Origin of the sequence: Bacillus sp. 3255, assembly GCF_031456485.1 — a bacterium.
GTDB lineage: Bacteria > Bacillota > Bacilli > Paenibacillales > NBRC-103111 > Paenibacillus_E.
This window is the reverse complement of the sequence record NZ_JAVDUS010000007.1, coordinates 291,343-312,660: the sequence shown is the minus strand read 5'-3', so window position 1 is coordinate 312,660 and position 21,318 is coordinate 291,343. Positions and strand designations below refer to the sequence as shown.

General features: G+C 48.8%; 18 protein-coding genes. 3 read left to right on the top strand and 15 right to left on the bottom strand.

Translation table 11 applies throughout. The features are described from left to right. Window positions 1–10 precede the first annotated feature (10 nt). Window positions 11–1,432, top strand: a complete 1,422-nt coding sequence (pdxR, locus tag J2X61_RS13450) for a MocR-like pyridoxine biosynthesis transcription factor PdxR (RefSeq protein WP_310188287.1) — start codon at window positions 11–13, stop codon at window positions 1,430–1,432. Here pdxR and J2X61_RS13445 read toward each other — a convergent pair. The 10 genes from J2X61_RS13445 to J2X61_RS13400 all read right to left on the bottom strand — a co-directional run bounded on the left by J2X61_RS13445 (window position 1,401) and on the right by J2X61_RS13400 (window position 11,469). Continuing rightward, window positions 1,401–1,598 (bottom strand): hypothetical protein, encoded by a 198-nt coding sequence (locus J2X61_RS13445; RefSeq protein WP_274470192.1) that lies wholly within the window; start codon window positions 1,596–1,598, stop codon window positions 1,401–1,403. The two genes, pdxR and J2X61_RS13445, sit on opposite strands and share 32 nt — an antisense overlap. A gap of 286 nt (window positions 1,599–1,884) precedes the next feature. Beyond that, a complete protein-coding gene (locus J2X61_RS13440) occupies window positions 1,885–2,796 on the bottom strand; it encodes an acetamidase/formamidase family protein (RefSeq protein ID WP_274470193.1) in 912 nt (303 codons plus the stop codon). A gap of 124 nt (window positions 2,797–2,920) precedes the next feature. Next, on the bottom strand, window positions 2,921–3,985 hold the full coding sequence (locus J2X61_RS13435) for an LLM class flavin-dependent oxidoreductase (RefSeq protein WP_310188286.1): 1,065 nt from the start codon (window positions 3,983–3,985) through the stop codon (window positions 2,921–2,923). A gap of 187 nt (window positions 3,986–4,172) precedes the next feature. Next, on the bottom strand, window positions 4,173–4,637 hold the full coding sequence (locus J2X61_RS13430) for a hypothetical protein (protein WP_274470195.1): 465 nt from the start codon (window positions 4,635–4,637) through the stop codon (window positions 4,173–4,175). 23 nt (window positions 4,638–4,660) lie between these two features. Then, window positions 4,661–5,668 carry a DUF3231 family protein gene (locus J2X61_RS13425; protein WP_310188285.1) on the bottom strand — a complete coding sequence of 336 codons (1,008 nt, stop codon included), beginning with the start codon at window positions 5,666–5,668 and terminating at the stop codon, window positions 4,661–4,663. Window positions 5,669–5,841: 173 nt separating this feature from the next. Continuing rightward, window positions 5,842–7,296 carry an NAD-dependent malic enzyme gene (locus J2X61_RS13420; RefSeq protein ID WP_274470197.1) on the bottom strand — a complete coding sequence of 485 codons (1,455 nt, stop codon included), beginning with the start codon at window positions 7,294–7,296 and terminating at the stop codon, window positions 5,842–5,844. A gap of 56 nt (window positions 7,297–7,352) precedes the next feature. Then, window positions 7,353–8,276, bottom strand: a complete 924-nt coding sequence (locus J2X61_RS13415) for an AEC family transporter (protein ID WP_274470198.1) — start codon at window positions 8,274–8,276, stop codon at window positions 7,353–7,355. Between the two features lie 73 nt (window positions 8,277–8,349). Beyond that, window positions 8,350–9,876: a tripartite tricarboxylate transporter permease gene (locus J2X61_RS13410; RefSeq protein ID WP_274470200.1), complete on the bottom strand. Its 1,527-nt coding sequence runs from the start codon at window positions 9,874–9,876 to the stop codon at window positions 8,350–8,352. A gap of 1 nt (window position 9,877) precedes the next feature. Beyond that, window positions 9,878–10,339, bottom strand: a complete 462-nt coding sequence (locus J2X61_RS13405; protein ID WP_274470201.1) for a tripartite tricarboxylate transporter TctB family protein — start codon at window positions 10,337–10,339, stop codon at window positions 9,878–9,880. A gap of 56 nt (window positions 10,340–10,395) precedes the next feature. Next, window positions 10,396–11,469 carry a Bug family tripartite tricarboxylate transporter substrate binding protein gene (locus tag J2X61_RS13400; protein ID WP_310188284.1) on the bottom strand — a complete coding sequence of 358 codons (1,074 nt, stop codon included), beginning with the start codon at window positions 11,467–11,469 and terminating at the stop codon, window positions 10,396–10,398. Window positions 11,470–11,688: 219 nt separating this feature from the next. Here J2X61_RS13400 and J2X61_RS13395 point away from each other — a divergent pair, with 219 nt between their 5' ends. Both J2X61_RS13395 and J2X61_RS13390 read left to right on the top strand, forming a co-directional pair. After that, window positions 11,689–13,326: an ATP-binding protein gene (locus J2X61_RS13395; RefSeq protein ID WP_274470203.1), complete on the top strand. Its 1,638-nt coding sequence runs from the start codon at window positions 11,689–11,691 to the stop codon at window positions 13,324–13,326. Beyond that, window positions 13,295–14,014, top strand: coding sequence for a response regulator (locus J2X61_RS13390; protein ID WP_274470204.1), 720 nt, complete (start codon window positions 13,295–13,297; stop codon window positions 14,012–14,014). Before J2X61_RS13395 ends, J2X61_RS13390 begins: the two co-directional genes overlap by 32 nt. Window positions 14,015–14,063: 49 nt before the next feature. On the opposite strand, the gene J2X61_RS13385 is transcribed toward J2X61_RS13390, so the two are convergent. From J2X61_RS13385 to J2X61_RS13365, 5 genes are all read right to left on the bottom strand, one after another. After that, a complete protein-coding gene (locus J2X61_RS13385) occupies window positions 14,064–15,071 on the bottom strand; it encodes an ABC transporter substrate-binding protein (protein WP_310188283.1) in 1,008 nt (335 codons plus the stop codon). A gap of 227 nt (window positions 15,072–15,298) precedes the next feature. Continuing rightward, window positions 15,299–15,505, bottom strand: a complete 207-nt coding sequence (locus J2X61_RS13380) for a hypothetical protein (protein WP_274470206.1) — start codon at window positions 15,503–15,505, stop codon at window positions 15,299–15,301. Between the two features lie 117 nt (window positions 15,506–15,622). After that, entirely contained in the window at window positions 15,623–17,302 is a 1,680-nt protein-coding gene (locus J2X61_RS13375) for a ribulokinase (RefSeq protein WP_310188282.1), read from the bottom strand. A gap of 20 nt (window positions 17,303–17,322) precedes the next feature. Continuing rightward, the gene (locus J2X61_RS13370) at window positions 17,323–18,912 is read right to left on the bottom strand and encodes an extracellular solute-binding protein (protein ID WP_310188281.1); all 1,590 of its coding nucleotides are present in this window, start codon (window positions 18,910–18,912) and stop codon (window positions 17,323–17,325) included. 60 nt (window positions 18,913–18,972) lie between these two features. After that, window positions 18,973–21,312, bottom strand: a complete 2,340-nt coding sequence (locus tag J2X61_RS13365; RefSeq protein ID WP_310188280.1) for a helix-turn-helix transcriptional regulator — start codon at window positions 21,310–21,312, stop codon at window positions 18,973–18,975. Window positions 21,313–21,318: the final 6 nt, after the last annotated feature.

Below are 21,318 nucleotides of genomic sequence, written 5' to 3'. Positions count from 1 at the left end.
ATAGGGACAGATGGAGGTTACCGTGGAATTCACCCCGTTCTTGCATAAAGAATTGCCAGAGCCGCTATACAGCCAATTATATCATTGGATTAAGAAAGAAATCGAAGAAGGCCGATTCGTGCCAGGTATGAAAATGCCGTCCATTCGCCAGCTCACCGTCCATCTCAAGGTTAGCCGGAACACCATTGAAGCGGCTTATCAACAATTGCAATCAGAGGGATACCTCGAAAGTATCCCCAAAAGCGGCATCTGGGTTGCAAGCATCGAGCAACCCCTCCTGCATCCGAGTGCAGCCGAACGCCCCGCGATCGCGGCATGTCAGCCGCCCAGCGGCACCATGGTGGATTTCGAATACGGGAATGTCGATGTTGAGAAATTCCCCATGAAGCAGTGGAAGAAATGTTTGTCGGATGTGCTCGATCAAGAGAATGACTGGATGTTTCAGTATACGGAGAATCAAGGCGAGTTGGTTTTGCGGAGGGAAATTGCCAACTATTTGCTGCAATCCCGAGGTGTCCGCTCTACGCCGGAACAGATCATTATAACGGCCGGAACACAGGCCTCTATCGCGTTGATCTGTCAGCTTCTAACGCTAAGGGAACTAACCGTGGCCATGGAGGAACCGGGATACAGCGGGGTTCGATCCGTCTTTGAGGATCAGGGATGCCATATTGAGCCCATTGCGCTCGAGAAGGATGGATTGTCCGTGGAGCAGCTGCAATCGAGTGTGGCGCAAGCCGTATATGTAACGCCTTCCCACCAGTTTCCGGTCGGTATGGTTCTGAGCATTTCGAAAAGGTTGAAATTGCTAAAGTGGGCCTATCAAACGGGGGGATACATCATCGAGGATGATTATGACGGCGAATTTCGTTACCAGGGTCAACCCATTCCTTCGTTAAAATCCCTGGACGAAGAGGAGCGTGTTATTTATTTGGGTACGTTCTCCAAATCATTCCTGCCTTCATGCCGGTTAAGTTATATCGTGCTTCCCCCTTCGCTCTTGGTCGAATATTCAAGCAAGTTCGCGGCGTATTCCCAATCTGCCTCTCCTATCATTCAGCGGGCTATGGCCCGCTTCATGCAGACCGGTGAATTCGAGAGACACATTCGGCGAATGCGCAAGATGTATCAAAGAAAGCATCAAGCTCTGCTTAGATGTATTCAACACGATATGGGTACCGGCGTCACTATTGTGGGGGAGAGATCGGGTTTGCATATCCTATTGCGACTTAGTGGCATAACAGCTTCCGAACTCATCGAGAAAGCCGGGCAGAAGGGGGTCAAAGTTTATGCTCCGGTCAGGTTTTGGCATAGTCCCCCGCCCGAGAGCAGCTCCTATATCATGCTAGGATTCGGTGGATTAACGGTTGAAGCCATTGAGACAGGCATCCGGATGCTCGCTAGCTGCCTTCCTTCCCCCTATCGGCAATGAGCTGCTTGATCTCATTCAGTTGTCGTGTAAATTTCCGGTAAGTCAGGTAGCCAAGCAGCGATTTGCAAGCAAAGAAAATAATGGCCGCAACAATAATTAAAATGTAATTATGGCTAATGACGCCGATCCATTGGTTGAGCTCGTTCAAGTGATCTGTTTTATCCATGCCGCGCTCCTTGTCATATAAACTTCGAACCGTTTACTGGATTGATCGACACATCTACTTCTCATTCCTATATGACTAATAATTAATATGTAAAATTCGCCCAATATGTATGCATGAATTTCCCAGATCCCGATAGCGACATACATGATATAGGCCAATGACAGCAGTAAGAGCAAATACAATAGAGCATCTCTTTTAACGCGCTGTACGAAATAATTTGGTATATAAAAAAACGGAGTCCGCTTCATTGGCGGAGCTCCGTTTGCATAAAAAGTTAACGTATGACTTAGTTCGGTACGGGTATGACGGATTTCGGCACCTTGCAGACGACGCTGTAAGCGGGGTTGAACATATTGGCGATTTCATATTCAACGGCCTGGCCCAGCAGCAGACTGGCTTCCGAAGGCGTTAAGCCGCAATCTGCCTGCAGCAGCCGGAACATCTCGGTCGTCGCATGTTGAAGCGCCTGGTCGAGCGGCCGGGCATTGCCGATACAGAACCAATGCGTGTCGGTTTCTCCCCGCGGCCAACTGATCGGCGTACCTTTCCGTACGCTGAGTGTGAACTGGACATTCATGGAGATTTCGAGACCTGTCCCGATGATCTCGCCGTCACCTTGCAAGGCATGTCCGTCACCCAAATAAAACAAGCCGCCTTCAACCGATACCGGTAAATAGACTGTCGTGCCTGCCACCAGGCCTTTGTAGTCCATGTTCCCCCCGTACATACCGCTCGTCGCCGTTGTGATGAACTGCCCGTTGGCAGGCGCCACACCGAAGCAACCTAGAAAAGGCCGCAAAGGCAGCTTCCATTCAGCCAGTCCCGGCGTCGGATCCTCCAGATAAGCAACGCCCTGCTGCACATCCACCGTCCAGCGTACGATATCCGATGCCGGCAGCGCAGCGGCAAACGAGGGGTCGACGACTCCGGGAGCAAGCATGTTCGTTGTCCAAGCCCAATCGCGGTTCGGTGTGATGGAATCGAATCGAACCGCCAGCGTATCGCCGGGCATCGCTCCTTCTACATAGAAAGGCCCGGTCATCGGATTTCCGCGGGCTGCCGCACTTTCCCCCTTGTCGTCCCAGCCTCTCGCATCGACGGTCGTCGTAATGACCGTATCCCCGTCGCGAATTGTCATGATTGGCGGATGACTGCCTAACGTGTTGAAATAATGCTGAGGTATGAACGAATGAATCACGGTTACTCCTCCTCATGTGCATGATTTAACAGTTCCTGCATGCCACCCCATATATTCCATAACGCCCCCGGATTATCCTGCCCGTTGGACAGCAGCACACAACGGCCGTCGATCGTGTTTATCCTTATCCTCTCGGCATACCTTGCTCAGCTTTCAATCTTGCCACCTCTTCGCGGACTCGCGGGGCGACTTCCGTTCCCAGCAGCTCAATGGCCCTCATCACTTCCTCATGCGGCATCGTGCCGACGGGAAGATGCAGGAAGAATCGCGAGAACCCTAACTGTTCGCGCATATAGAGGATTTTGTTGGCGACGGTTTCCGGGTCGCCTACATAGAGCGCGCCGTCTAAACTGCGCGAGGCGTCGAAGCCTGACCGGGTATAGGGTCTCCAACCGCGTTCTTTGCCAAAATAATTAAACGATGCCTGCGTCGGAGGGAAATACTTGTCCACCGCAAGCGAAGTGCTCTCTGCAACGAAGCCCAGGGAGTGTACGGCTATTGGTAATTTGGATACATCATGACCTGCTTGAGCAGCCGCCTTCTTGTAAAGCGGCACTAATGGGGCGAAGTGCAGGGGACTCCCGCCAATGATCGCCAGAACAAGAGGCAGTCCAAGTAAACCTGCTCGTATGACGGATTCCGCATTCCCTCCGCTGCCAAGCCAAATCGGTAATGAGGGCTGTACCGGACGCGGATACACACCGAGGTTGGTAAAAGCCGGCCGATGTCCCCCTCTCCAAGTCACTTTCTCCGAATCCCTTAATTGCAATAATAATTCCAGCTTCTCCTCGAACAGTTCTTCATAATCTTGGAGATCGTAGCCAAACAAAGGGAACGCATCGACCATAGAGCCTCTACCCGCGATAATTTCCGCACGTCCGTTGGAAATGCCGTCTAGTGTGGCGAATTGCTGGAATAAACGTACGGGATCGACAGCAGAGAGCACCGTTACCGAGCTCGTTAAACGTATCCTTTGGGTCATGGCCGCCCCAGCCGCTAGAATAACCGCAGTCGCCGAATCCCCAAATTCCTTGCGGTGATGCTCGCCGACACCGAATACATCCAACCCCACCTGATCGGCGAGGACCATCTCCTCAACGACCTCACGAATTCGCTGCGCATGACTGATCGTCTCACCCGTATGAACATCGGGCGTTGTTTCGACAAATGTATCGACTCCAATTTCCATGGTTATATCCCCCTATCATATACACTAATATTATTTATTCTAAAATTATTTAATTCAATAATTTAAACTATATGACGATGATTTATTTCTGTCAACAGGAAAAAAATCAAAAAAATAAAATGACAAAAAAGCCAGGTCAATGGGATCTGAACCTGGCTTTCAGCTATAATCGTCTGGTCTGGCGTAGTTATCCATTCTTGATCAAACGCTCAAATACTTTCATAAGAATAAGTCCCGAGCATATCCCCAGCGGAACGCAAAGTATCGGGAGCCATATTGGACCAAGCAGCACATTCTTGATACGAAACGTTGAAGAGTACATCAATCCGACCGTAACAAAGTATGCACAGAAAGCGAACGGCAAAAATATGAACGGTCTTTTTTCGCCTAGAGCCTCTCTGTAAGCATCCCACATAGCAAAAAAGTACAGACAAGGATAAAACATTAACCATTGATAATTAGTTTGCTGGGTTGCTTGCTCCATCTTCCCTTGAAAACTTAACATGATAGCGGTATTGAAATTGGATTGAACATTGATTAATATTTCTAATCCAATGAATAGAACCCCTTTTGCAAATTTGCCATCCAAAAGTTGAGGGAAACCCGGCAAAGCGATACTCCACAACATCTTCTCAAGTTCGTCTTTTGTCATAGTGATCTCTTCTTTGCTTAATATTACTGCTTAATCAACTGTCTGCGGTCCTCCATTTGCGGCGGTTCCTCCAGCCAACCGTGTTTAATCATCAACTTAATTCCTTCACGGGTATATACATAGACATCTTTGGTGATTAATCCTGATTTCAAGCTCAAGTCATTTCGTAATGTAAAAATGGTTCCGAAGCTGCAGCTCACCATCCCGAACGTATTCAGCAGGTGAATACAAAACATCATGAGCTTCTCTGAAAAGGGGGCCAAGGTTGAAGTTGTTACCGTGCTCCCGGAAGTGGCCGAGAACTGAATGTCGCTCTCAAGGAGAATATCTTCAAAGGTTTTTATTTGCTTCTTGGCAAGTTCCATTCCTTTTGCGAAATATTCCCTTAATTCGGCGGTATTCGCACATTGGGCAAAGCCTGAAATGAGCTGTAAGCCAATATTGTTTGTCTCGATCCCATGATGAAGAATGCCTACTTCAATGGTATTCAAGGCTCTTTTGCTGCCAAAGAGATGAAAGCCGCTCAGATAGTCTTCACTCTCAACAAACTCATTGGCATGAGGCAGCGTTACTTTGGGCGGCGTAGTGAGAATCCCCTTTTTAAGCAAATACTCCGTTGATCGTTTATAGACATTCTGAGTAACAGCAGTTAATCCCTCATAAATATCCATCACGACCCCCTGATAAGCCATATTTAAATTCAGTGTGTACATCCCCATGCTTATTTCTTTTAAGACCCGAAGAAGCATAATATCGAATCCATTATCAAACAGTTTCGGTGCTTCTAAATTGACATCCCCCTTGGAAAAGCCTACGGGCACGACGATCCCTTGCGTGTCAAATAAATCAACAATTTTGTCCACATAATGACTCAGATCCTGCCATAAGCCTCCCATAATATTTCTTGCTTCGGGATCATCTGTTTTCTCCATGAAATATTCCAGGATCCTAAGAATGAGCGTTTTTTGCTGATAAGTCAGCCAAAGTGTCCCTAACTCTGATGCGCTGATTGATTCCGCTTTCGATGCCATTGTTATGAGTACCTCCAAGAGCCTTTACCTTAGTATTATCAGAATTGTCAGCCCTATACTAACCCGCTCGGTGAATTGTAATGAAATGCAACCTGAGCAAAATCGGACGGTCCGAATGGTACAATAAAAAAAAGCTGCCACAGAAAACCTGTGACAGCAGCGCTTTAGGATGTTTAGCGGAAAGCCATGTTCGTACCCGACGGTTCCGTCTGCCGGAACTCTCGCGGGATACGCCGTGCCACCCCCGTCTGAATGGCGGCTTGAATGACAGCTTCTCGAATTCGTCTCACAACCTCCTGATTAAATACGCTCGGGATAATATAAAGCTTGTTCAATTCCTGCTGCGTGACGACGGAAGCGATCGCTGCGGAAGCCGCAAGCTTCATCTCCTCGTTGATCGCGGCAGCCTGACAGTCCAGTGCCGCACGGAAAATGCCCGGAAAACAAAGTACGTTATTAATTTGGTTAGGGAAGTCCGAACGGCCCGTTGCAATAACGCCGGCTATATCTTCGATTTCGTCCGGTTGAATCTCAGGCGTAGGGTTCGCCATCACGAATACGATCGGGTTCTCCGACATCCGCTCCACATCCCGCCGCTTCAGCACGCCTCCGGCAGATAAGCCGATGAACACATCAGCCCCATCGATCACTTCATGCAGGGAACCTTCGCGCAAGTTTGGGTTTGTCCGTTCCGCGTACCCATTCCACATCGGATTCGTGTAATCCGCAGTACGAACCAATGCACCTTCCCGGTCAACCCCGATCAGCTCTTTCACGCCTGCAGCAAGCAAAATGTTGGAGCAGGCAATACCTGCTGCACCGATCCCGCAGATGACGACCTTGGCGTCCTGAATCCGTTTGCCGACAACCTTCAAGGCGTTGATAAGCCCGGCGTATAAGACAACGGCCGTACCGTGCTGGTCGTCGTGAAACACAGGAATGTCCAATTCATTGCGCAGCCGCTCTTCAATCTCAAAGCACCGCGGTGAGGAAATATCCTCCAGGTTGATGCCGCCGAAGCCCGGCGACAGATGCTTGATTGTCGCGACGATTTCATCGGTGCTCTGAGTGCTCAAGCAAATAGGGATCGCGTCAACGTCCGCAAACTGCTTGAACAGCATGGCTTTGCCCTCCATAACCGGCATCGCGGCGTAAGGCCCGATATTGCCGAGCCCGAGGACGGCGCTGCCGTCGGAAACGACGGCGACCGTATTGCGTTTAATCGTAAGCTTATAGGCATTATCGGCATTTTCATGGATGGCCATGCAAACTCTGGCAACATCCGGTGTGTACACCCGGGAGAGATCGTCCCTGTTCTGAATGGGCGCCTTGGGCTTCATCTCGATTTTACCGCCGAGGTGGAGCAGAAAGGTGCGATCCGACACATGAACGAGCCGCACGCCGGCCAGATCTTTCATCCTGGCTGTTATTTTGTCCAGCTGGGCTTGCTCCGTTGCGGATACCGTAATGTCGCGAACCGTCCAATTCGGACCGGTTTGGATGACGTCAATCGCGATAACGTCCCCGCCGTTTTCCGTAATGACCGTAATCAATTGCCCGAAGTGGATCTGCTCCGTCTGCAGTTCCACGCGTAAAATAATGTTTTTACCACCCATTGTCCGATTCATAGCAAGCCTCCAGTGTTTCGTACGATTACGCAGCAGTACGCTGCACGTTGTTGATGTTAGAATAAGATTTTAGCCATAAAGACAACTCCGGTTACCGTCACGCTGCTCAGCAAGGTGGATAGCAAGACGGCTTGCGCCGCGTACTCCGGATGATTCCCGTACTCCAAGGCGAATGCGGCGCTATTCCTGGACGTTGGAAAGCTGCTAGCAATGAACAAGGCTTGCGCCGCCGGACCTTCCAATTGGAGAAGCCATATAAATCCTAGTGCAATTACCGGTGAAACGATGAGTCTGCCCAGCAAGCTGAAGAGAAGTGCCGGACTGAAGTGCTTGAATTGCATGTATGCGGATTGTGCCCCCAATGTCACCAGTGCAATCGCAAGAAACGCATTAGCGACGTTCTGCAAGGGATTCCAGATAAATCCGGGTATGGGAACCGCGAGAGCATGCATAACCATGCCCAGAATGAATGCATAGATCATCGGATTTCTCATCAGCTCTTTGAGCAGCTTCTGCCCCTGGCTTTGCGCCGATGCCGCGTTCATTAGACCGTACGTATTCGTCAGCATGTTCTGATAAATCGATACGACAATTTGCACGGATAGCCCAAGAGGACTATTGTGAAAAACAAGCTGCGAGACGGGAAGTCCAAAATTGCCGGAATTGCTAAGGACAACGCTGTTGGCAAAGCTCGAAGACAGCCCTTTATCAAAATTGGCTAATTTGGCCGTCATCTTGCTCATCAAGATAAGCATCGCGCTTTGCAGCAACAGGAAGCCCACGATCTGAAATAGAAGAGCCGCTTCAAATTTACTTTCATAAATGTTGGTAAAGCTAACAGCCGGCAGCAGGAAATAAGCATTGAGCTTGGAGAGCGTGTTCATCTCAAAGTGAAAGACACGGTGCATCAGCACGCCGGCCCCAATAAGTAAAAAAACGGGGACGATTACATTCAGTAAGATTAAGAACAGAATATCCATGGCCGTTTACTCTCCAATGCCAACCCCTGATCGTTGGAGCGTAACTGACTTGATCAGAGGCTGACGGGAGCTTTTATCCTTCCTCGTTCACAAGAACATTTTTGCCTCTCCATTTCATGATCAGCGGAATGCAGATCCACAGAAGTCCGATGATCAGGAAAACGAGCGAGACCGGCTTTTGCAGGAAGATCATGAAATCGCCGTTGGAGATGGTCAGCGCTCTTCGCATATTGTTTTCCATCATTGGACCGAGAATAAGACCGAGGACTAGCGGCGCCAGCGGGTAATCATTCTTAGCCAGGAAGTAACCGACAAGACCGCAGCCCATGATGAGCATCAGATCGAACGTCGAATACTGAACGGCGTATACGCCAAATACGGAGAAAACGATAATCAACGGAATTAAATATTTCGTTGGAGTTTCAATAACCTTGGCAAACACTTTGACCAAAGGCATATTAAGAATCAACAGCATCAGATTGCCGACGAACATGCTGGCGATGACGCCCCACGCAAGCTGCGGGTGATCCTGGAATAATAAAGGACCTGGCTGTACATTGTACATAATGAAAGCCCCCATCAGAATCGCCGTGGTGCCGGAGGATGGAATGCCCAGCGTTAACAGCGGAATCATCGCGCCACCGGAGGCGGCATTGTTCGCAGATTCCGGCGAGGCTACACCTTCGATGGCTCCTTTGCCGAATTTCTCAGGATTTTTACTAATCTTCTTCTCCACAATATAGGCGAAGAACGAAGCCAGAATAGCGCCTGCGCCAGGCAGCAAACCGATGAAGAAGCCGAGCACGGAACCGCGTGCGATCGGTGCCGCGCTATCTTTCAAATCCTGCTTCGTCGGCAGAATGCGATTGATTTTGGCCAACTCGCCGTCATTGCCCTCGCGCTGGAGAATCGTCTTGAATACTTCTCCGACGGCGAAGGTACCCACGGCCACGGTTAGGAACTCCAGGCCCTGATACAGCTCGGGAACGCCGAAGGTGAATCGTTCCACGCCCGAAACGCTGTCGATGCCGATCGTCGCCAGCAATAGCCCGAAAGCCGTCATCATGAGCGCTTTCACCATGGATTTGCCGGCTAGTCCGCTAATGGCAAGCAGGCCGAGCACCATGAGGGAGAAATATTCGGCCGGTCCGAATTTGATGGCTACTGCCGATAAGGGACGCGCCAAGAAGATCAACCCGATTAACGAAATAATCCCGGCTGCGAAGGAACCGATTGCCGATATCGCAAGCGCTGCTCCGGCTCTGCCTTGCTTCGCCATTTGGTAACCGTCCAGCGTTGTGACGACAGACGATGACTCCCCCGGCGTGTTCAGAAGGATCGAAGTCGTCGAACCCCCGTACATCGCTCCGTAATACACGCCTGCCAACAAAATGATGGAACTCGTGGCCGCTTCCTCCGGGCTTAAGCCCGCCGTCATCGTTGCCGTGATCGGGATCAACAGGGCAACGCCGCTCATCGGACCGATGCCGGGAAGCACCCCGACGACGGTGCCAATCAAAACACCAAGGAAGACGAACATGACATTATGCCACTGCATGGCCGTACTTAGTCCGTGTAATACATAATCAACCGTACTCATATTAAGCGCCCCCTAACCATGTCGGAAACCCGGGGAGCGATCCATCGAGCACATGGACGTATAAATAATAAACGCCATAAGAGAAACAGGCGGCAATGACGAAGGAAATTCCAACTCTCCCCTTTTGCATCGTTTGGAACCCGATCATCAGGAACAGGAATGTGGAAATGACGAAGCCGATATCTTCAAGGAATAAGGCATATAAGACAGCCGCGATAAAAATGATACCGAATCTTTTGTAATCCAAACTTTCTTCACGTTTCTCCGCACGCTGCTTGCGGAAAGTCTCATAAATGAGACGAATGCTCATCAATGACAAGAATGATCCTAGAATCATAGGAAAAATATTGGCCCCTACATGACTGCCGTAAGCACTAGTGGAAATGCCTAAAGATCCAATAACAAATGCCAAGCCGATGGCGAAAAAAGCAATGCCGGCATAACGGTCAAACGTCGTACTCATCTCGCTGCCTCCAATCCTAAGGGCAAGGGAGAAGAGGCCTCTTCTCCCTTGTCTTTTTATTTCTGCATGCCGAGCGCTGTCAGCATGTCTTTAAGCTGGGCTTCTTGCTGGCTCAAATAAGCTTTGAAATCATCCGCTTTCTTATAATCCGTTTCCCAGTTGTTCGCCTGCACTTCTTTTTTCCAAGCATCGGACTCTACCATTTTCGCAATCGTCGCTTCCCAGTAGCCTTTGGCATCCGCACTCATGTTCTTCGGTCCGAAGAAACCGCGCCAGATCATGAACTCCGCATCGACGCCCTGTTCTTTCATCGTTGGAACGTCCTTCAGGCTGCCGCCGAGCCTGGACGGCGCGGCTACTGCAAGGATGCGGATCTTCCCTGCTTTCACATATTGATCCAGGGAGGAAGCATCCGTTCCCAATACATCGGCGTTGCCGCCGAGCAGCGCGGTAACGGCTTCTCCGCCGCCGTCATAGGACACGTATTTGACCTTCTTCGGGTCAATGCCATATTTGAACGCCGGCAGAATCGAAACGAGATGATCCATCGATCCGGGCGCCGAACCGCCGGCTACCGTAAGCTTCGTTGGATCCGCCTTCATGTCGTCGAGCAGCGATTTCAAATCTTTATATTTGGAATTTGCCGCTACGGCAACCGCACCATAGTCTTTCGTGAGCTGGGCCAAAGGCGTCGTATCGTTGTAGCCGTACGGCGTATTGCCTTCTTTCTTCAGATGATTAATCAGGATCGGAGGTGAACTGACGAACAGCTTGTAATTGTCTTTCACGTCTTTCGTCGCGTATTCCGCCATGAATACGGCGCCGCCGCCGCCCGGTTTGTTCTCGACGGTAACCGGCTTATCGATGGCTTTCGTTTCCGTTAATACTTTGGCGATGGTCCGAGCCGTCATGTCCCAACCGCCGCCTGCACCGGAAGGAGCAATGATGCTTACCGCTTTCTCCGGATAATTGGATTTCGCCGCTGCCGGCGCCGTAGATTCCTTGCTTTTATCCGCCGCTGCGGTCGATGCCGCCGGTTTGGCCGTGTTGCTGCCGCAAGCGGCCAGACTGACGGCAAGAAGACTCACAGCCGTTACTTTCCACGAAGCTAACACCAATTGTTTTATCAAAATGAACCCCTCCGGTTTTCGTTTTTTGTATGCGCTTTCTTTGAAGCGTTTTCAGAATACCATTCGTTAGCGCTTCTTGGGAAGTTTCTGACGATTAGTTGTATTAAAGCTAATTTGAGCATTTTGTTCATATTGTTCACGGATTCGGACACCCTATAACCATCAAAATGATAGCGCTTTATGATACAATACAAGCAAAAAAGGAGGGCCTACTCGGCAATGAAACTGCAAACGAAGCTAATTTTAGTCATTTGCTCACTCCTGTTCTTGGTCATTGTCAGTTTAGGCAGCATCTTTTATTACATCATGACAAGTGCCCTTGAAGACCAGATCGGAACACGGGCGCTCAAGGTCGCAGAAACCGTTGCCAGTATGCCCGACATTCGTCATGCCTTTCAAACGGCCGATCCTCCCCGGATCATCCAGCCTATCGCCGAGAGTGTCCGTGAGAAAATCGATGCCGAGTACATCGTTGTAGGGAATCGCGAAGGCATTCGCTATTCACATCCGCTTCCCGAGCGAATCGGCCATGAAATGGTCGGCGGCGACAACGGTCCTGTGCTGGAGGGACACTCGATTATTTCCAAAGCCGTTGGTTCCCTAGGTCCCTCCCTCCGCGGGAAAGCTCCCGTTCTCGATGACCGCGGCGCCGTCATCGGTATCGTATCCGTTGGCTTCCTGACCAAGGACATTGCCACCATTACCACCGCATACCAATCGCGCATTGAACTAATCTCTCTCATCGTACTGGTTGTTGGACTTATTGGCTCCGTCCTTATTGCGCGCAACGTCAGAAGCTCTATTCATGGCCTGGAGCCCAAGGAAATTGGCGAACTCTACACGGAGAAGCAGGCTATTCTGCAAACCATCCGCGAAGGCATTATCGCCATCAATCGCGACGGCATCATTACGATGGCGAACCGCTATGCCTTGCAGCTTCTGGAACTGCCCGCCACCGCCAAAATTACAGGCAGACACATTGAAGACGTCATCCCCAACACTCGTCTGTATGAGGTGGTACGAACGGGGGAAGCCGAATTCGACCATGAAATGCTGATCGGAGACCATGACGTCATCGTGAACCGGGTGCCGATCGTGAGCAAGAAGCATGGCGTCACAGGTGCCGTCTCCAGCTTTCGAAGCAAGTCCGATCTCTATCGTCTCGCCGAGGAGCTCTCGCAGGTGAAACGCTTCGCCGAAGCGCTGCGTGCTCAGACGCATGAATTTTCCAATAAACTTTATGTCATTTCCGGGCTTATCCAGCTGGAATCGTACCAAGAGGCCGTCGACCTCATCTCCAAGGAATCGGATTTACATCAGAATTGGGTACAATTCATTATGCAGGAAATTCCTGATCCAATGATTGGGGGACTATTGATCGGCAAATTCAATCATGCGCAAGAGCTTAAGCTGAAGTTCGAGCTCGACCACGAAAGTTCGTTCGCGGATATTCCTCCGGCTATCGATCGAAACCTGCTCGTCACGATTATCGGGAATTTGGTGGACAATGCCATGGAAGCCGTACTTGCAGGCGGGGAACCTGCTAGCCCGCAGGTCAAATTATTTTTAACCGATCTCGGCGATGATTTGATTATTGAATGCGAGGACCGCGGTGTCGGCATTTCTGACGACGTAGGCGGGTTCGTGTTCACCAAAGGATTCTCGACCAAGGCTGGCGAACATCGGGGCATAGGTCTGGCATTAGTCCAGCACGCCGTACACAAGCTGAACGGCTATATCACTTATCATAGAAATCCCGCAGGGGGCACCATCTTCACCGTCGCCATACCGAAACATCCCAATCCCTCAGTAAGGAGTCATATCGATGATCCCGGACCGCCAACAACCAGCCATTGAAGTTTTAATAATCGAGGACGATGTGAAAATCGCCGAAATTAATCGCCGATTCATTGAGAAGGTGGAAGGCTTTCGCGTAGTCGGAATCGCTACGGACGACGTCCAGGCCAAAGAGCAGCTGGACATCTTGCGGCCAGACCTCGTCCTTCTTGATGTTTATTTCCCAGGTGCCAGCGGATTGGATATGCTCTCATATATCCGCCAGCATTACCGGGATAGCGACGTCATTATGATCACCGCGGCCAAGGAAGTCGAGACCATCAAGGAAGCCGTTCGCGGCGGAGCGTTCGACTATATTATGAAACCGCTCATTTTCAACCGGCTGCAGGAGACGCTGCTGCGTTATCTGGATTTTCACCGCGAGCTGAATCGATTGAATAGCAGCAGCACCATCAATCAAGGGGATGTCGATCGCCTATTGGCCGGTTCGGGCAAAAAGGAGCCCCGCTCCGAGGCTTCATTCCTCCCCAAAGGGATCGACAAATTGACGCTGGTCAAAATCGTTCAAGCGATTTCCACGGCAGCCGACGGCATGACCGCCGAGCAAATTGCCAAAGAAATTGGCGTCAGCCGCTCGACAGGACGCCGTTATTTGGAGCATCTGGTTTCCTCGGGCGAAGTGTTTGCGGATCTTTCCTACGGCCTCGTCGGACGTCCGGAAAGAGTGTACCGCAAAAAGGGATCATGAAATCCGAACAACAAAGGCTCGGACATTAGTGTCCGAGCCTTGATTTTTCTTATTTCTGGAGGAAATAGCCTTCCAGGTCGTCCAGCAGCAGGTTAGCCGCGCGGATTCCGCCGGCTGTATTCCAGACCGCGTCACTCACTTTGTGAACATTGCCTTTTTGGACAACCTCGAGATTTTTCCAAAGCGGATCCTTCAACCATTCTTCCTCAATTTTGTTGCCTTCGCCTTTATCGTTATCATAGGTGAAGTAGAACAGGATGTCGCCGTTCATATCCGGGATGCGCTCTTTCTGCACATCGTCCGCGAACTTCTCCTGATCTTGTGGAGCCGGACGATGTAAACCGAGCTTCTTCAATACGACGCCGGAGAAGGTGTCCTTCATATAGATCCGGACCTTGCCCGGCATGAATCGCACGATCGATACCTTCGTGTTCAGCTTATCGCCGGCTTTTTGTTTGAACGCCGTGATGCGGTTCTCGAAGTCGCCGATTATCTTATCGCCTTCGGCTTTCTTGTTCATCGCTTCTGCATACAATCGGTAGTTCACTTGCCAGTCGCCCATAAGCTTCTCGGAGAAGACCGTTGGCGCGATAGCCGATAATTGCTGATATACCTTTTCTTGCCGCAATTTGTTACCCAGAATGAGGTCCGGCTTCAAGGACGCGATAAGCTCCAGGTTCGGCTGATTCTCATCCCCGACGATTTGCACGCCTTCCATGTCTTTTTTAATATGGTCGTACCATTCCCCTGTACTCGTAAAAGATTTCACGGCCCCAACCGGTTTGACGCCCAAGCTTAAGACAGCTTCCGTACCCTCGTTGGTGAGGACGACGATTCTCTTCGGCGTACCGGAGATTTTGGCCTCTCCCATCGCGTGCTTGACCGTATATTCAGCGGGCGCGTTAGACGCTGCTGCGGTTGTTGGCGCAGGCGCAGCGGCCTTGTTGTCCGTCGCGGCCGATTGTCCGCAACCGGCAACAAGGAGGACGCACGCTGTGACGAGTCCGAGCAGCGAACTTCTCCAAGTGCGGAGTCGGTAAACTTGTGATGCATGCATGATGTGTTAAAGCCCCCTCGATAAAATGAGAATAATTATCATTGTCATTAATACTATCTAAGTAGTCTAGGCGTGTCAAGGTATACGGCATGTATCTTCATAAGTTGTTCACATTTCAGGAGGCTTTTGTTTCCAACCGTTGAAGATTCTATGGTCTGGTAACGCAACAAAAGCTGCCGGGTCCAACGTCCGGCAGCTCCCAAAAATAGATTCAACACCTCTTAAGCTTATGATTTCTTCCCGTCGTGATAATCTTCCCATAGGGGGGCGATGTATTTTTCTAAAGTTTCTACGACTTCAACTCTGCGGCCCTCTTCAACATTGACAATGTCATTAGAAATCTCATTTCTAATTCGTATAAGCACGTATAATGGAGGCAGTGCAGCTTCACGGAGAGCCTTAATCATGATTTCTTCTTGAAGGGTAATATCCATAACCCATCTTTCGCCCTTTCTAATAGCGAATTTTCACTGGCGCTTCTCTTTCTGCCTGAGAATAATTCCATTATAAACCCTGCCCTCAGTGTTAGGGTCAAGCGAAGATAAGCTTATTTAACCATCGCTGCGAGAACGAACCTTCAATTGTTTCAATCTCTTCATCACATCATTAACGCCGCTGCCAAAGTAATCGTGCAGCAGGCAATACTCTTCATACAGCTGGTTATATATCCGGACGTTTGCCGGTATTGGTTTGAAAGTCTCTTCTCGAACGCGCGCCATATGTTCTGCAGCTTCGACAATCGTGCGATAGCCGCCTCTTGCTTCCCCGGCTGCCACGGCGCCGAACATCGCTGCACCAAGGGCCGGTGTATGTTTCGAGGCCGCCACCTTGATTTCACGATTGGTAACGTCGGCATAAATCTGCATGAGCAATCGATTTCGCTGGGGTAAACCGCCACATGCGTAAAGCTCCTCGATTTGGACACCGCTCTTCTGGAAGGCATCGATAATCTTCCTTGTCCCGAATGCGGTTGCTTCCAGTAAAGCTCGATAAATCTCCTCAGGCTTCGTCAACAAATGAAGTCCCAGAATCACGCCTGTCAGATCCGTGTCAACCAATACGGAACGGTTCCCGTTCCACCAGTCAAGCGCCATAAGCCCTGTCTCAGCCGGTTGGTATTGGGCGGCCTGCTCCTCCAGCCATTGATGAACGCTCACTCCCCGGTGATGTGCTGCTTCATGCACGTAAGCGGGTACCCCCTGCTCCACATACCAAGCGAAAATATCGCCAACGGCCGCTTGTCCTGCTTCATAACCAAAATACCCCGGTATGATTCCGTCTTCTACAACACCGCACATGCCTTCAACCTGCTTCTCTTCAGCATGAAGAACCAAATGGCAGACCGAAGTTCCCATTGCCATGACGAGTTTGCCAGGCGTTACAACACCTACTGCAGGCACGGCTGCGTGGGCATCTATATTACCGACCGCAACGGCAGTCCCTGGCTGGAGACCGAGAGCTGCCGCCATCTCGGCGGTCAGTTCGCCGGCCTTGGTTCCGAGCGGAAACACATGTCCGCGCAGCTTCGTCGTATAGAGCGTTTCCAGCCGCGGATCCAGTTGTTGAAGAAATGCCGGACTCGGATAACCGTCTTGCTTGTGCCACAACGACTTATACCCGGCTGTGCAGCTGTTTCTTGCAATAGTCCCGGTCATTATTGCAGTAACCCAATCGGCTGCTTCCAGGAATTGGTCCGTTCGCTCATACAGCTCTGGCGCTTCATTCAAAATTTGCCATACCTTAGCCAGCATCCACTCCGACGAAATTTTCCCGCCATATCTGGGAAGGAAATCTTCACCGTTAGCCAGAGCTGCAGCATTAATCCGATCGGCCTCTTGCTGGGCCGCATGATGTTTCCATAGCTTGACCCAGCTGTGAGGCATGTCCTTAAAGTCCGGGTAGAAACATAACGGATGGCACTTCTCATCTACAGGCAGTATCGTACAGGCCGTGAAATCAATGCCGATTCCCACTACATCGGAAGAATCGACGTTCGACTGGTTCAGTACCGCAGGTATGGATTGCTTCAGAACCTCGAGGTAATCACCAGGATGCTGCAAGGCCCAATCGTGTCCCAATCTGACACCCGATCCCGGCAATGCTTCATCAATAACATTGTGTGCATACGGTGTAACATGATCAGCAACCTCTTCTCCATTGCTCAGATCAACTAAAACTGCGCGTCCTGACCCCGTACCATAGTCAACGCCGATTGCATACTTTTTCCCCATTGCGTTTATCCCTCCGCCTGTTATTGATTAACTCTCGCTAGTGCACGATTATAAATAGTCTCAAGCTCTACGGCCCCTTTGTCCTTGCACGCTTGGATGAAAGTATCCCATTCCGTCAAGGCCCCCTCACTCACAATAAATCTGTCCATATGCTGAGTGACATAGGCATCTAATTGGGTGCGGATCCGCCTGAGCAGTTCTCTTTCTTCTTGATTAAATGGCGGATCATTAACTTCCTTATAGTTAATACCGTCAGCAAGATCCTGCAGAGCCTTGTCAGACCACTTCATTAATTCAGGGGCAGAAGAATGAAGGAGAGGATGATCGTCAGAATGAAGCGCTAAACCTAGATAGCCGGTCCCGAGTGCAGACTGCATCGCACGAAACGGATCTTGTTTATTCATATACTTCACTTTCGTCGCTTCAGACATCGTATACTCGCCGTTCACCAGTGTGTAGTCCACATTCTCGACTCCAAAGCTTGTAAGATTCGTCCCCTCTTCTCCATACATCCAGTCTATCAGCCTTATAACTTCCTCGGGATTCTTCACTTTTGAGCTAACGGCATACATCTCACCCAGATGATCTTGTTGATAAATGTTATTCCGTTTAACCCCTTTATCACTGGCCAATACCGGCAGCATATCGAACTTGGCATTCGCATCCTTAGACTGAAGAACTTTATTAAAGTTGGCTCCGAATCCATTGTTATCTTGGAAAAAGAACGACTTGCCCGCGCTTAACTTCTCCTGCCAGATCTGTGAAGTGGCTACCGCATAATCCGGATCCAGCAGTTTTTCTTTGTAGAGCTTATGCAGATAAGTAATAGCCTCTTTAAACTCCGGCGCGAATGGGCCGAATTTATATTGATTGGCAGACGGCTCGAAATAAATTTTCGTTCCCGTAATATTGGTAAAACCACTGCCAAATCCAAAGGCAATCGGATTGATCAAATTTTCCGTTCCGGTTTTGCCGTTCGCTGCCCGGCTAGTGAAAGGATAGGAATCCGGATAGGCCTCCTTAAGCTTTTTGAGCACCTGATAGAGCTCCTCATAGGTGGTGGGGGTTTTTAAGTTCAGCTTGCTGAGCAGATCTGTCCGCATCATAGGAAGCAGACCGGATTGGGCGCTCCACTTGGTTACAAGAGGAAAGCCATACAGCTTGCCATCGACTTTGGTCTTGTTGATTTCAGGCTTCTCATTCACGATCTTTTGGAAATTAGGCATTTTATCCAGATAAGGTGTCAGGTCTAGAAAAATACCGGAATCTGCGTAATTCGAAAGATCATTCTGATTCACCATGATGACATCCGGGATCGAGTTCGTCGCGATTAATGTTTTCTTCTTATCCTCATAATTACTCTGGGGGACACTTTGCAAATCAATCTTTACATGTTTTCTTTTTTGAATTTCTTGAACAACGAGCGAATTCGCTTCTAACGCTTGTGATGAATGCTCATATCTCATCCAAGAAAGCGTTCTCAGTTTAGCTGCTGCCGATGAAGTGTCCGCCGCAGCCATAGACTTAACTAAGCTGCTGCAGCCTGCCAGTAAGCTTCCGGCTACCGCCAGTGAGCAGCAAACGGTTAGTAAGTTTATCTTTTTAACCATGTTGTCCCCCTCACGAACCTGCATTTGCTCAGCCATTTCATTCTACAGGCTATCCGCCACCTATTTCTGCTTCAATCCATGTGCACTACGGTATTCGTTCGGTGAAATCCCTTCGTATTTCTTGAATAAGCGCAGAAAGGTCGTACGGCTAAAGATACCGATCTGTGTGGAAATATCGCTAATTTTCATATCGCTGTTCGCTAATAATTCCTTGGCTTTTTCAATTCGAATCAGGCTGATGTAGTCGGAAATATTCGTCCCTGTCGCCTCTTTAAACATTCTCGATACATACTTGGCGGATAAGCCTATCTCGTTAGCAATCACCTCTAGGTATAAATCTTTTTCATAATGCTTCTCGATATAAGTCGTAATCAACGAAACGACAACACCTGATTTGCTTTCAGGCTTATCTAATGTCACTGCAATAATTTTCTCGTAGAATTCAAAAATCATTTGCAGTCTGCCATCAAACTCATTGGGTAAAAGCTCCTTATGATCCAAGGAAGCATATTCATCTGCATCAAGGAGCTCGTAGACATTAAGTCTCTTTTCCTTCATGTAACGGTTACCTGTTTGAAATAACTCCACTAGCAGAGCACCAAGATAATGATAAGAGACGCCTCTCGTTTTATTCAAAGCAATAATTTCTTCCACTTCTACTTTCAAGGCATCCATATCGCCTGATTTCAGTCCGTTTACAATTTTGTTCTGCTCGAGAAATGAATAGTAATAGTTCTGATCAATAACAAGATCGGTCGCATCCAGAATAGCCATTGTAGACGCATCAGTCCGTTTATCAATAGCAGTAACCGCATCGCTATACGACTTCGACAAGTCATCAATCTTCTCGTATTTTTTGCCTAAACCAATCACTAATTCACAATACATCATGTCATAAGCGAAGGTCCGTTGTATCATCTCCAAAGACTGGTACAATTTTTTGCGGTCTTCCTCATCTTTCAGATTGACCATACTGACATATAAGTAAGGCTCATATTCCAGCAAATAACAGTTCACATACTTTCTCATCGTGCCCGACAGAACATTTTTCATTTTCTCCAATATTAGCAATCGGTCTGCTTCCAAGATATCATGATAAAATTTATCCCTGAACATAAACATAAAACAGCAGCATAGATAACTACCTGAATGAAAATCCAGTTCATTTAACACTTGGTGCACCGTATTGGCCTGCCCCACGCGAAACCCTTTAATTAAGTTTTTGAAAAACTGCTCAAGGATTTCGTCCGAATAGGTGCTTATCTTCACACTCGCATTCATATTCTGCTGAACCAAATGATTGATACTGTCTCCGATCCGCTGAAGCTCACCGCTGCGGTCCGTTACATGGCCCCATTCCTCAGGGGTTTCCGTTTTTTGTAAAATATCTTTAATATTTTTGATCGGATTATATAGGCGAACACTAAATAGGAAAGAGAACACGATGCTGATGATGATTAAACTTAGGCAAATCCAGATAATCAAACTGAAAATATTAGAGGATTCCTGATTAAAAGAGCTCACAGGAGTTATGGACAGATATCTCCAACCATACTCCGAGACGGCTTGAGCGATCCAATGCTGCTCGTCGCCTATTTGAATCGCCCATTTGTTACCGCGCTGATCCGCTGAGGAACTAGCTGTGATTTGATCGAGAACCTTTTTATCCAGCCCGCTGCTTTGCAGAATCGTTTGGTTATTTTTATCCAACACGACATATTGGGTGGCCGAGTAGATCGAATTGTTCTGTAAGGTTGTCATAATGGTCGGGATCGAAATTGTCGTTACCATCGTGGCCAAATGCCCATTCAAATATTGGGTCGTAATGCTCGGGATCACATCGCGGTTCGAATTCATATTGGCATTGATGACTGTCGTAGGCGTCAGCAGCTCGAATAGGCTGCTCTGAGATAAACGTTTGCGCCAAAAATCTTTATTGTACCCATTAAATTTATAAAATTTATCAAAGAAGACATCAAAGTCAACAATACCGTCACTCAAATAAACGCGCTGGTCGTCAATGAACAAGAAGATATTATCTACAAAATGACTGATTGTATTCCGATTGCCGGCGATTGATTTTACAATTGACGGCATCTTAATTTTCTCTTCATCTGTCAGTAACGGATAAGGCCGTAAATTTTGCTGAAGCGTATCGCTGAGCAGCAAATTATTATTGGTGGCCTGCGCCATACCTAAATAAATATCCACTGTTTTGGAGGAGGCGATCAAATTATCCGTTAACTTCTCTGAAACATCCTTCTTAATTAATTGGTCGGCGTTATAGTAAGCGATAACTCCAATAATCACAATTGGAATCAACAAGGAGAAGAAATACAGCAGAATCTTAAAGAATAGTCTGTTTTTATTCAAAGATTGCTTAAGATTCTTCCAGCCCAAGATTAA

Excerpts from the sequence above, each read along its gene's own strand:
- pdxR (WP_310188287.1), top strand. The coding sequence starts at position 11 with ATGGAGGTTACCGTGGAATTCACCCCGTTCTTGCATAAAGAATTGCCA.
- J2X61_RS13445 (WP_274470192.1), bottom strand. The coding sequence starts at position 1,598 with ATGGATAAAACAGATCACTTGAACGAGCTCAACCAATGGATCGGCGTC.
- J2X61_RS13435 (WP_310188286.1), bottom strand. The coding sequence starts at position 3,985 with ATGGAAATTGGAGTCGATACATTTGTCGAAACAACGCCCGATGTTCAT.
- J2X61_RS13430 (WP_274470195.1), bottom strand. The coding sequence starts at position 4,637 with ATGACAAAAGACGAACTTGAGAAGATGTTGTGGAGTATCGCTTTGCCG.
- J2X61_RS13425 (WP_310188285.1), bottom strand. The coding sequence starts at position 5,668 with ATGGCATCGAAAGCGGAATCAATCAGCGCATCAGAGTTAGGGACACTT.
- J2X61_RS13420 (WP_274470197.1), bottom strand. The coding sequence starts at position 7,296 with ATGAATCGGACAATGGGTGGTAAAAACATTATTTTACGCGTGGAACTG.
- J2X61_RS13415 (WP_274470198.1), bottom strand. The coding sequence starts at position 8,276 with ATGGATATTCTGTTCTTAATCTTACTGAATGTAATCGTCCCCGTTTTT.
- J2X61_RS13410 (WP_274470200.1), bottom strand. The coding sequence starts at position 9,876 with ATGAGTACGGTTGATTATGTATTACACGGACTAAGTACGGCCATGCAG.
- J2X61_RS13405 (WP_274470201.1), bottom strand. The coding sequence starts at position 10,339 with ATGAGTACGACGTTTGACCGTTATGCCGGCATTGCTTTTTTCGCCATC.
- J2X61_RS13395 (WP_274470203.1), top strand. The coding sequence starts at position 11,689 with ATGAAACTGCAAACGAAGCTAATTTTAGTCATTTGCTCACTCCTGTTC.
- J2X61_RS13390 (WP_274470204.1), top strand. The coding sequence starts at position 13,295 with ATGATCCCGGACCGCCAACAACCAGCCATTGAAGTTTTAATAATCGAG.
- J2X61_RS13385 (WP_310188283.1), bottom strand. The coding sequence starts at position 15,071 with ATGCATGCATCACAAGTTTACCGACTCCGCACTTGGAGAAGTTCGCTG.
- J2X61_RS13380 (WP_274470206.1), bottom strand. The coding sequence starts at position 15,505 with ATGGATATTACCCTTCAAGAAGAAATCATGATTAAGGCTCTCCGTGAA.
- J2X61_RS13375 (WP_310188282.1), bottom strand. The coding sequence starts at position 17,302 with ATGGGGAAAAAGTATGCAATCGGCGTTGACTATGGTACGGGGTCAGGA.
- J2X61_RS13370 (WP_310188281.1), bottom strand. The coding sequence starts at position 18,912 with ATGGTTAAAAAGATAAACTTACTAACCGTTTGCTGCTCACTGGCGGTA.